At 69.0% G+C, this 11,105-nt stretch carries 9 protein-coding genes, 1 tRNA gene and 1 pseudogene; 4 read left to right on the top strand and 7 right to left on the bottom strand.

Features of this window, described 5'->3' with window-relative positions:
* Positions 1-980, top strand: a 980-nt coding sequence (locus NBZ85_RS20195) for a hypothetical protein (RefSeq protein WP_261562407.1), incomplete at its 5' end; no start/stop codon positions are given.
* 257 nt (positions 981-1,237) lie between these two features.
* On the opposite strand, the gene NBZ85_RS20190 is transcribed toward NBZ85_RS20195, so the two are convergent.
* Together NBZ85_RS20190 and NBZ85_RS20185 are read right to left on the bottom strand one after the other, a co-directional pair.
* A complete protein-coding gene (locus tag NBZ85_RS20190) occupies positions 1,238-1,996 on the bottom strand; it encodes a DUF3800 domain-containing protein (RefSeq protein WP_261562406.1) in 759 nt (252 codons plus the stop codon).
* Positions 1,997-2,164: 168 nt separating this feature from the next.
* Entirely contained in the window at positions 2,165-2,884 is a 720-nt protein-coding gene (locus NBZ85_RS20185) for a hypothetical protein (RefSeq protein ID WP_261562405.1), read from the bottom strand.
* A 189-nt stretch (positions 2,885-3,073) separates the two neighbouring features.
* On the opposite strand from NBZ85_RS20185, the pseudogene NBZ85_RS33260 reads away from it, so the two are divergent.
* Positions 3,074-3,403, top strand: a pseudogene (locus tag NBZ85_RS33260) (BRO family protein); the annotation flags it as partial.
* A 226-nt stretch (positions 3,404-3,629) separates the two neighbouring features.
* Here NBZ85_RS33260 and NBZ85_RS20180 read toward each other — a convergent pair.
* The 3 genes from NBZ85_RS20180 to NBZ85_RS20170 all read right to left on the bottom strand — a co-directional run bounded on the left by NBZ85_RS20180 (position 3,630) and on the right by NBZ85_RS20170 (position 5,352).
* On the bottom strand, positions 3,630-4,544 hold the full coding sequence (locus tag NBZ85_RS20180) for a tyrosine-type recombinase/integrase (RefSeq protein WP_261562404.1): 915 nt from the start codon (positions 4,542-4,544) through the stop codon (positions 3,630-3,632).
* Between the two features lie 87 nt (positions 4,545-4,631).
* Positions 4,632-4,703, bottom strand: a tRNA-Val gene (locus tag NBZ85_RS20175).
* A 190-nt stretch (positions 4,704-4,893) separates the two neighbouring features.
* Positions 4,894-5,352 carry a peroxiredoxin gene (locus NBZ85_RS20170; protein ID WP_261556778.1) on the bottom strand — a complete coding sequence of 153 codons (459 nt, stop codon included), beginning with the start codon at positions 5,350-5,352 and terminating at the stop codon, positions 4,894-4,896.
* A gap of 481 nt (positions 5,353-5,833) precedes the next feature.
* Here NBZ85_RS20170 and NBZ85_RS20165 point away from each other — a divergent pair, with 481 nt between their 5' ends.
* Positions 5,834-6,529, top strand: coding sequence for a DUF4234 domain-containing protein (locus tag NBZ85_RS20165; protein WP_372517732.1), 696 nt, complete (start codon positions 5,834-5,836; stop codon positions 6,527-6,529).
* A 100-nt stretch (positions 6,530-6,629) separates the two neighbouring features.
* Here the strand turns inward: NBZ85_RS20165 and NBZ85_RS20160 are convergent, their stop codons facing one another.
* Together NBZ85_RS20160 and NBZ85_RS20155 are read right to left on the bottom strand one after the other, a co-directional pair.
* Entirely contained in the window at positions 6,630-7,067 is a 438-nt protein-coding gene (locus NBZ85_RS20160; protein WP_136447287.1) for a DUF3052 domain-containing protein, read from the bottom strand.
* 239 nt (positions 7,068-7,306) lie between these two features.
* Positions 7,307-7,711, bottom strand: coding sequence for a YjbQ family protein (locus NBZ85_RS20155; RefSeq protein ID WP_261556782.1), 405 nt, complete (start codon positions 7,709-7,711; stop codon positions 7,307-7,309).
* Between the two features lie 388 nt (positions 7,712-8,099).
* Between NBZ85_RS20155 and aceE the strand changes: the two genes are divergently transcribed.
* Positions 8,100-10,880, top strand: coding sequence for a pyruvate dehydrogenase (acetyl-transferring), homodimeric type (gene aceE / locus NBZ85_RS20150; RefSeq protein WP_308204995.1), 2,781 nt, complete (start codon positions 8,100-8,102; stop codon positions 10,878-10,880).
* Positions 10,881-11,105: the final 225 nt, after the last annotated feature.

The raw sequence follows: 11,105 nt of genomic DNA, 5'->3' as shown, positions 1-11,105 counted from the left end.
GACCCACCCCGCCGGACCCTCACGTCTCGCTGCCCGCACCCGAACCCAGCCCGGCCGGGTCCACTACGGGCAGCAAGGAGAACGAGGGATCACCGGTTCCGCCGTCGGCCTGCGGCCCGTGGATGCTCACCGCGGAATCGCTTGTCGACCGTGAGGTGACCGGCTTCGGTGTGGTCCTCGACAGCGCCGCACGCCACCAGCTGGTGACCGCGGTCGCCGAGCGGCTCGCCGCGGGGGTCGAACCGGGCGTGCTCGCCGAAGAGCTGGCCGGCGAGATCCCGCCGGGTGTCGATCCGGCCGCGGTGCTCCTGGACTGCGTCCGGCAGGCCGTTCCGCTCGATGACGTCCACAGTGCGGACGCCACCAAGGGGGTCGCAGATGACGACCCCCTTCCCAGCGCCGGTGTCGACTTGGTCCAGGCCCTCATCGACGCGGTACACGAGGTGACCGGGCAGACGATCGACCGCGACCTGGCCGGTAAGGGCGTGGCAATGGTGCTCCGCGCGAAGGACGGCACCCCGCGCGCCGTGTCCGACCCGGTCGCCTACCTACGGACGGCGGTGGAAGCGGCACCTACCCGGTTCCTGCCCTCGCTGATCCCGCCGGCGGTGTCCGGCTCCCGCAGGCCGCGCTGGGAGACCGCCCGGCAGCAGACCGACCGCGCCCTGGCCGAGTTCGCCGCGCAGGCCGCGGAGGCCACCGACGGCGGCCAGCGGCTCGACAACACGGGCGTGACAGTCGTCGACCAAGACGGACAGACCCCCGAACCAGCCCCGACGGAGCCGCTGAGCGACTCGTGGACAGCCGAAACCAGCCCGTTCGGGTGGATGGCCACCCCTGTGTCGCAGCGTGCCCCTGAGCCACATGTGTGCCGGTACAGCTGCCGGCCAGGCCAGCACACCTACGACGATCCCGAGAGCGGCGTTCCCACCCGCTGCCCGATCCACCACGAGCACGCCCGGCACCGGGAGGCAGCATGACGTCACACCACAAGGGCATGCCTTCGCGCGAACGGGCACCAGACGCCGGCTGGGCTGGCGCGGAGATGGGGGGAGACGGCGTAGGCGTCTAGCCCAATAGAGCCATGAGCAAATTAGTGCCAGGTGGTGGGTTGTGGTCTGGGGCAGAGTGGGTACATTCACTTCGTGCAAGCGGCCCGTTGTAGGGGCGCGGGAACTACCGGCAGTCGCGAGTACGCGACACCCGTCCAAGCGGCGGCAGTTGTCGGCCCGGCCCTCTACAGCGGGCCGCTCGGCTTTTCGCAGGCGATCGCCTTGATCTCCGCAAGCCAGGCGAACGGCTCTGTGCACCCGGGCCGGCCGAGGAACTTCAGCCCGTAGGTCTCCAGCTTGCCGGTCGGCCCCGTCCACAGCCTCGGTGCGACTCGGCGGAGGTACTCGGGTTCGTACTCACCGTGGCGGTCTGTCCGGACGGCCGCGTACACGGTGCCAGCGAGGATGTCGGCCGCCTGCAGGCCCCGGATTGCCTGGGCAGCCTCGATCTTCGGTGGCAGTGACAGGGCCTCCCATGCGATGCGCGTTCTCTGCTTCTGCAGATCTTCAAGGTAGCTGTGGAGCCGGTCGTACTTGAATCGGCGGACGTGCGCCAAGTGGATCTGCGCGACACCACGTGGCTGCTGCCGCTCCATGAGCCAGGAGACGCGCTCCAGCAGGAGTCGTACGCAGAAGTTGTACTGGGCGATTGGATCGCTGATGAAGCTGGTGGGGGCCTCGTCGTAGCTCAGCTTGCACACCACGATGTTGATGAAGTGCGCGTCGACTGCGCCGAGGGTGGCTGCAGCCATCTTCCGATCACCGTGCTCGCGGATGTGCTCTCGCCAGTGGACCTCACGGTCCGGCGCTCGCCCGAGCTGACCGTTAATCTTCTCCAGGGCTTCGCGAACCGACCGATCGACGTCCGCATGAACGATGATCGCCGACAAGATGAAAACCGGAGACGAGGTGCTTTTCGACCCGCGGTCACCTGCTTCGTCCACGTAGACGTGGTACCGGTCTCGTCCGATCACATGCTGACCGTAATGGGTGGTCTGTGCTCGTCGTCGAGCGGCCACGAAGCGCAGTGGACCGATCCAGATCTCCGGAGACGCCTACGGCCCCGGCCGGTGCTCGAAGCACCAGCCGGGGCCGTCGTCGAAGATCCGGGATCAGGCTGCCAGATCGCCTCGTCGCTGGAACCGGGCCAGGGCAGTGCTGATCGAGTTGAAGAACCAGGCCATCCCTCCAGGCTCCACGATGATTTGCGCTGCCATATTGTCTCGGGTCGAGATGAGGTTCTCCGGCCGTGTCCCGATCACCGTGAAGTAATCACCGTCGGTGTCGAGGATGGTGGCGACCGCATCCGACGGCATCGCGGCGAAGGCCACGGCCAGCTCGCCGAAAGTGATCCCGGGCCTGCCGAGAAAACCCGGCTCCCCGTCATCCGGGAAGAACTCTACGATCATCGGATTGTCGGCCGGGTTGCGGGTCGGATCGTCGGCCATGCGCGCCCCCCTACTTGGCAGCCCGGCCCGCTTCAGCCCGGCGGCGATCGACGCCTCGAACCACGGATCTGGGTGGACCGGCGCGCCGTCCCTCACTCTCTCCCGCACCGCCAGCAGGTCACCCTGCGCGGTACCGGCCACCTCGAACAGTGCGTACCCCTTCCCGTACTCGCTGGTGTGCAGCGACGTCGCGATGCGGGCGGCCGGCAGCACGACGAACGCGGCAGCCAGCCCACCGAAGGTCGCCCCGGCGTGAGCGGTGAAACCGGGGTCTCCCCCGGTAGTGGTTATATCGGTCACGATCATTGTGCCCCCCCGAGCCAGGAATCCGATATGCGAATAATATTTCGCGCATTTGATGCGGTGAAATGGGTTTGCCGGCAACGGCCGGTCAATTCTTCCGGTGTTTCTGTGGGATATCCCAGATCGCTGCGGCCGTCGTCTTTCCGTCGGTGCAGCGAAGGGCTTCGTTCCGCGTCTCGCGAAGGTCGTCCGGGCGGTCGTGGTGGCCGGGCTCGTCGGCCTCGCCCAAGCCGGCGGCCGAGGCAAAGGCGACGATGAGGGGCGGCGGCGGTGACCGAGATCGTCCCTACGGCGGGGAGCCCGTTCGACGCGCTCCGGCAGGTCGACGAACACGGGCGGGAGCACTGGTCAGCCCGGGAGCTGTTCCCTGCGTTCGGGTACACCGCTGACTGGCGGAACGCTGTGGACACGATCGAGCGGGCCAAGGCTGCGTGCCGGAACAGCGGGCACGACACTGAGAGTAACTTCGGTGACGCCACCGAGATGACCATGAACGTTCGTGGCCAGCGCCGGTCCATCCCTGACGTCCACCTGAGCAGGTACGGCGCGTACCTCGTGGCGATGAACGGCGACCCCCGCAAGCCGGAGATCGCCGCGGCCCAGACCTATTTCGCGGTGAAGACGAGGGAGGCCGAGACCCGGCCGGCCGTCATGCCGGTCCCCGCTGCTCCGGCGCTGCCGAGGATGGGGTGGGTACTGCTCACCTCGTCCCGCAGGCAGGATCCAGCCCCCAGGCGCGCGGGGTGCCCGTGCCCTGGACCGTGGTCCGACCACGGCCTACGCTGCGCCATCGGGGTCCGGGCCGTTCGGAGCGACAGCAGGCCGGCTACAGCCGATCCCCCAGCCGTAGCCGCCGGTGCGCCTCCCGGGCCCGCTCGTCGGCCACGCTCGCCCCGTAGCGGCGCAGCATGGCAGGGGATTGCCAGCCCATGTTCCGCATCAAGTCTGTCTCAGCTCCCCCTGCGGCAAGCCAGGTATGCGCGGCGGTGTGGCGGAACTGGTGCGGGTGCAGCCCCTTGATGCCGGCCGCGTCGCCGCGGCGCCAGAGCATCTGGCGGATGCCATCAGCGCTGAACGGCCCGCGGCCCTTCTCGCCGAGCCACAGGGCGTCCGTCTTGCCGGCCCACCGGTCCCGGGTGCGCACTCGCACGTACCGCTCCAGCGCGATACCCGTCTTGCTCCCGAACGGCACAGCGCGGGCCCGACGCCCCTTGGCCAGGATGTGAATCACGTCCTGGCCGAAGTCGACATCATCAACTTTGAGATTCGCGATCTCCGCCCGGCGCGCCCCGGTATCCATGAACAGGCGGATGATCGCTTCATCCCGTCGTGACACCAGATCCCGGCCGGCGCATCCCGCGAGCAGGGCCCTGATCTGATCGTCGGTGAGCACTGGCACCGGCTGTTCCGGGACCACGGGCGGCTTCATCCGGTCGAGGGGGGACCGGTCGAGGTCCTCCTCGTCGGCGAGCCAGGTCCCGAACTGCTGCAGCGCGCGGAAGACCAACGAGACGGTGGCGGGCGCGTGGGTAGCCGCATAGTCCGCGAGGAACGCCTCCACGTGGGACCGCTCCAGCTCCGCCGGATCGGTCGGTCCGTCGTGCTCGGCCAGGTGCCGGACAAGGTCATCGACCGCGCCGAGGTAGAGCGTGCGGGTGCGGACGGAGAGCGTGCGCCCTTCAAGGGACCGGCCCCACTGGCGTACCAGCGATCCCCACGGACCATGGTCAACAGGACTCATGATCGGGTAGTTTAGCGCTGTCTGTCCAACGTGCTTCACTGGGAAGCCAGAGCCCGGCACCGAAAACCGCTGCGGTGTAAGGGTTTGTGGGCGCGGCAGGGATCGAACCTGCGACCACTCGCTTGTAAGGCGAGCGCTCTCCCGCTGAGCTACGCGCCCGGGAGACCTGAAAAACGAAGCTGACTAAGACTACGCATGCCGCGACGCCCCGTGGAACGATCGGGCGCCTGGATCGGCAGACGGTGACTCGCCGTCGCCGATCGTGCGCCGATGCTCCAGGATGCCACCGACAGCGGGAGCCGGCCCCACGACTACCCAGGTACGCCAGGCCGGCTCCCGTACGTCGATCTTAGAGGGCGGCCAGCGCCTTGAGGTACTCGGCCTGGTCCCGCGCGTCGGGGATGTTGTTGACGACCTTCCAGCGCACGACACCCTCCTTGTCGATCACGAAGGTGCCGCGCACGGAGATGCCCCGCTCGGCGTTGAAGATGCCGTAGGCCTTCGCGACCTCGCCGTGCGGCCAGAAGTCGGCGAGCAGCGGGAACTCGTAGCCCTGCTGCTCGGCCCAGACCTTGTGGGCGAACGGCGAGTCGACGGAGACCGCCAGTACCTGGACGTTGTCGTTCTGGAACGAGCCGAGGTCGTCCCGGACCGAGCACAGCTCGCCCTGGCAGACGCCGGTGAAGGTCAGCGGGTAGAACAGCAGGACGACGTTCCGCCTGCCGCGAAACTCCGACAGGGTGATGGTCTCGTTGTTCTGGTCCTTCAGCGAGAAGTCCGGGGCGACGGAGCCAACCTCGACGGTCACAGGCGCTTCCTCTCCACAACAATGGGGCTGATCACAGTGACGGAGCACCGATCAGGACGATGCACGGGCCGACTCCGCCAGAACCGCCGGGCCTTGCATGATCGCGACAGCGGGCGGGGGTCGGAACGGACCGGGCGACGGCACCCACCGGTTCGGGCACCCCCGCCGGTCGATCCGCCGGCCCTGAGCCAGCATGCCAGTTACGGCGCCGTGGAAACCGGCCGACCACCCGCGGATAGCCCACACGGACGCCCCGGAGCCGTCGAGCCGCCGCCGAGACGAAGGATCATCCGGCTTCGATCCCGACGGAAGGTATCTTTCACGCTCCCGGGGCACTGATGCGGCGAGTGCTCGAGTTTCCTACGCCAGACTGGCCTAGTCTGGCCGATCGACACGGGAGCCATCGACCGGACATGCGCGTAACACGGTGCGTGCTCCGCGTGCGCCACAGGTTATGGACACCGATGAGGGCAGGCCCACCTTGACCAATCAGAGTGCGACCCCGCACGGTTACCCCGAATCGCACGGCTACCCCGACCAACACGGCTACCCCGACCAGCGTGCCTACCCCGACCAACACGGCTACCCCGACCAGCAAAGCCATCACCCGGCGCAGGAACCTCACCCGATCGATGGGCCGGGCACCTCGACCGGCGGCTTCCCGATCTATGCCTTCCGGGAATCGCTGCCCGGCCCCGAGCCGGAGCAAGGCTATCCCGCGACCCCCGACTACGGCTTCCCCGGCCCGAACGGGGCGCCCGGCGCACCCGACTCCTCCGCCGGGGCGGGGGTACTCGGCAAGCACCGCAATCCCTTCGCCGTCTGGCTGGGCCTGCCCCTGATCACCCTTGGGGTCTACTACTTCGTGTGGGTTTACAAGACGAACCGGGAGCTCGGCGAGTACGACCGGCGTATACAGGTCAACCCGGCCCTGTCCCTGCTGGCGTTCCTCGTCGGCTGGCTGATCATCGTGCCGCCCTTCGTCGCCGCGTGGCGGCTGGGCACCCGCACGCGCGCTGCCCAGCACGCCGCCGGCGTGCCGGAGACGAACCCGGTGCTCGCGTTCGTACTCTTCCTCATCGGCGTCGGGCCGCTGTTCCTCCAGCTTGAGCTCAACCGGCTCTGGGACCGCTACCCCGGCGCCGTCGAGGGCCAGCAGGTGCCGTTGTACCGATGAGCCCGCGCCGCGGGGGCCGGCCGAGGCCCGACCCGACCCGGACGCGGGCATGACTCGACGGCGCCCGGCCCACCCGCCGCCGGACGCCCTCGCGCCGGCCTCAGCGGTGCCGAACGCGCTGCGACTTCGGCGCGGCCAGCCGCTGGCCGGACCACTCCTGCGCGACGCTCAACGTGCTGGTCTGAACCAGACCCGCGGTAGGCACCGCGTCCAGCACATCACTCGGCGCGACATGGCCGTCCCGTCCGGCCTTGGGCGTGAGCAGCCAGATCACACCCTCGTCGGACAGCTGGCGACGCGCATCGATGAGCGCGTTGGCCAGATCCCCGTCGTCCTCCCGCCACCACAGCAGGATGACGTCGACGACGTCGTCGGAGTCCTCGGGGACTAGCTCGGTGCCGCTGGCGCTGGTCACCGCGTCCAGCAGATCCTGGGCGATGTCATCGTCCTCGTTGAGCGACTGCACCTGGGTCCCGGCGGAGACTCCCAGTCGCTCCGCCCGGCGCTGACCCTCGGCGTTCGCCGCGGTCGGACTCACCCTGCGCTACCTCCTGCTCGTGTGTCGCTCCGCGCGTGCCGCGGAGACGTCCCGTTCCATCGTGGACGCACCAGCGCGATGGGGACATCACCCGGTGCGTCTTGACCTAGTCCACCGGACCTCCCGGTAGCTGCGCAAGTGCCACGCCGTCGGTTGTGGACCGATGACAGCGTGGTGGACGTGCGACGACTCCCCGCCGGTACCCGCATCGGACCTCGATCACGCCGCCAGAAGCTCGATCATCCTGCCAGGAACGACAGTCGGACCGTTCGATCAGGGTTGTCCACGTTGAGATCAACCAGGGCGATCGACTGCCAGGTGCCGAGCGCGAGCCGCCCGTCGAGCACCGGGACGGTGAGCGTCGGCGGGATGAACGCCGGCATGACGTGGGATCGGCCGTGGCCGGGCGAGCCGTGCGCGTGGCGCCACCGCCTGTCGGCGGGCAGCAGCTCGGCGAGGGCCGCGAGCAGGTCCGGGTCGCTGCCGGAGCCCAGCTCGAGGATGGCCAGCCCGGCGGTGGCATGCGGCACGAACACCGACAGCAGGCCATCACCGGAACCAGTGACGAACTGCACCGCGTCGGGAGTGAGGTCGACCACACGCTCCAGGCGGCCGGTGTGCACGGACAGCGTCGTCGTCTTCATCCGGGTGTCCATCAGGGTGATTGTCTACCAGGCGGGGGCACTGAACCGGCTGCACCGCGGACGACATGTCGACAACGCCGCGCGTATCGCCCGATTCTCTACTCGAAAGTAACCAAGGCGTGCGTGACGAGGTCGCGCGGACGGAGCACGATGGACTGAGGCGTGTTCGCTCGCCGGGTTCCCGCCCTCGGCCGATGGGAGTCGGCCGATCACCCGCAGCGGCGCGCCGAAGGAGAAGTTGACGAGCGGCCAGGACGCGGCAACGCATCGATCATGCGGGTTCCCGTATCCGCGTGCACGTGAAGTGACACATGGGCCGGCGGACGCGCGAGGAGGACCTTCTCGTGCGGCCACGGCGGCCCCGGAAGCTTGAGGAGCAGGAGAAGGCGTGGCGCAGGACACAACCCGGAAGTTCTCGGTCATCACCGACGGGCTGCCGAGTCAGCTGCCGGACATCGACCCCTCGGAGACCAGCGAGTGGCTGGAGTCACTCGACTCGGTCATCGAGGAGTCCGGCCGCGGCCGGGCCCGCTTCCTCATGCTGAAGCTTCTCGAACGAGCCCGCGAGAAGGCGGTCGGGGTTCCCGGTCTCACCAGCACGGACTACATCAACACGATTCCGCCGGAACGCGAACCCTGGTTCCCCGGCGACGAGCACGTCGAGCGCCGCATCCGGGCCTACATTCGGTGGAATGCGGCGATCATGGTCAGCCGCGCGAACCGGCCCGAGTACAACGTCGGCGGCCACATCGCCACCTACGCGTCGAGCGCGAGCCTGTACGAGGTCGGGTTCAACCATTTCTTCCGCGGCAAGGACCATCTCAGCTCCTCGCCGGGAAGCGACTCGGGTGACCAGATCTTCATCCAGGGGCACGCCTCGCCGGGCATCTACGCCCGTGCGTTCCTGGAGGGCCGGCTGACGGAGTCCCAGCTCGACGCCTTCCGCCGCGAGAGCGAGTCGGGCGGGCTGTCGTCCTACCCGCACCCGCGGCTCATGCCCGACTTCTGGGAGTTCCCCACCGTGTCGATGGGCCTCGGCCCGATCGACGCGATCTACCAGGCCCGGTTCAACCGGTACCTGCTCAACCGCCAGATCAAGGACACCTCGAGCAGCCGGGTGTGGGCGTTCCTCGGCGACGGTGAGATGGACGAGCCGGAGTCGATCGGCGCGCTCGGCGTCGCCGCCCGCGAGGAGCTCGACAACCTGATCTTCGTGGTGAACTGCAACCTGCAGCGCCTCGACGGCCCGGTCCGCGGCAACGGCAAGATCATGCAGGAGCTGGAGTCGCTGTTCCGCGGCGCCGGCTGGAACGTGATCAAGGTCGTCTGGGGTCGCGACTGGGACCCGCTGCTGGCCAAGGACACCGACGGCACCCTCGTCCACCGGATGAACACCACCCCGGACGGGCAGTTCCAGACCTACACGACGTCGTCCGGCGAGTACATCCGCGAGCACTTCTTCGGCGCGGACGCCCGGCTGCGCCGGATGGTCGCCGACCTCGCCGACGACGACCTGCGCAAGCTCTCCCGCGGCGGCCACGACTACCGCAAGCTCTACGCGGCCTACAAGGCGGCCACCGAGCACACCGGTCAGCCCACGGTCATCCTCGCCCACACCATCAAGGGCTGGACGCTGGGCAAGGACTTCGAGGCCCGCAACGCCACCCACCAGATGAAGAAGCTGACCAAGGCGGAGCTCAAGGAGTTCCGCGACCGGCTGTACCTGGAGATCCCGGACTCGGCGCTGACCGGCGACCTGCCCCCCTACTACCACCCGGGGCCGGACTCCGAGGAGATCCAGTACATGCGGGAGCGCCGGGCCTCGCTCGGCGGGTCCATACCGCGCCGGGTCGTGCGCGCCAAGCCGCTCACCCAGCCGCCCGCGAAGATCTTCGACGAGCTCCGCAAGGGCTCGGGCAAGCAGCCCGTCGCCACCACGATGGCCTTCGTCCGGCTGCTCAAGGACCTCATGAAGACCAAGGAGATGGGCGCGCGCTTCGTGCCGGTCATCCCCGACGAGGCCCGCACCTTCGGCATGGACGCGATGTTCCCGACGGCGAAGATCTACTCGCCGCACGGGCAGCGTTACGAGGCCGTCGACCGCGAGCTGCTGCTGTCCTACCAGGAGTCCGAGTCTGGCCAGATGCTGCACGAGGGCATCAGCGAGGCCGGTTCGATGGGCTCGGTGATCGCCGCCGCGACCTCGTACTCCACCCACGCGCAGTACATGATCCCGGTCTACGTCTTCTACTCGATGTTCGGGTTCCAGCGCACCGGTGACCAGATGTGGGCGCTCGGCGACCAGCTCGGCCGCGGCTTCCTGCTCGGCGCCACCGCCGGGCGGACCACGCTCAACGGCGAGGGCCTGCAGCACCAGGACGGCCACTCGCTGCTGCTCGCCTCGACCAACCCGGCCTGCGTCGCCTACGACCCGGCGTTTGCGTTCGAGGTCTCCCACATCGTCCGCGACGCCCTGGACCGGATGTACGGCGAGCGCGACGAGAACGTCTTCTACTACCTCACCGTCTACAACGAGCCCGTGCCTCAGCCGGCCGAGCCGGCCGGCCTCGACCCGGCACAGATCATCGCCGGCATGTACCGGTTCCGGCCGGCCGAGGAGCTCGTCGGTGGCCTGCCGCCCGCGGGCGCCGAGGGTGGCTCGGGGCCGCGGGCGCAGATTCTGTCCAGCGGCACGTCCATCCACTGGGCGCTCACCGCGCAGGAGATCCTCGCCGCCGACTTCGGCGTCGCCGCCGACGTGTGGTCGGTGACCTCGTGGAACGAGCTGCGCAGGGAGGCCCTCGACTGCGACCGGGCCAACCTGCTCAACCCCGAGGCCGACGACGCCGTTCCGTACGTGACCCGCATCCTCGACGGCGCCCCCGGCCCCGTCGTGGCGGTCTCCGACTGGATGCGTGCGGTGCCCGACCAGATCTCCCGCTGGGTGCCGCAGGCATTCACCTCGCTCGGCACCGACGGCTACGGCCGCTCCGACACCCGGCTGGCTCTGCGCCGGCACTTCAAGGTCGACGCCGAGTCGGTCGTCGTTGCCACCCTGGAGTCCCTGGCCCGGGCCGGTGAGGTCAAGGCCAGCCTGGTCGAGGACGCGATCCGCCGCTTCGGCCTGCGCGATGACGACGACGCCGCGCAGGGCACCGACGCCGGCTGACCAGAGACACCGGCTGACCCATGCGAGGCCGGTGGACCCCCTGCGGGCCCGGGACGAACGACCTATCCAGGTCACTCGTCCCGGGCCCGATGGATTTTCCGGAGCGTGTCACCACCCCCGCGGGGAAAGGCGACGGTGACGCCGACGGCCGTCCGGGCACCCCCGGTCCACCCCGGCAGGGGCAGCACCATCGGAGGTCGGCGCTGCGTCGCGCCACCCCCGATC

The sequence above is a fragment of the Frankia tisae genome (assembly GCF_025403405.1).
GTDB lineage: Bacteria > Actinomycetota > Actinomycetes > Frankiales > Frankiaceae > Frankia > Frankia tisai.
Note: the sequence above shows the minus strand (reverse complement) of the source record. Positions and strands in the feature narration are given on the sequence as shown.

Bases quoted from the DNA above. Each gene is read 5' to 3' on its own strand.
- NBZ85_RS20180 (WP_261562404.1), bottom strand. From the start codon at position 4,544: ATGAGTCCTGTTGACCATGGTCCGTGGGGATCGCTGGTACGCCAGTGG.
- NBZ85_RS20155 (WP_261556782.1), bottom strand. From the start codon at position 7,711: ATGAAGACGACGACGCTGTCCGTGCACACCGGCCGCCTGGAGCGTGTG.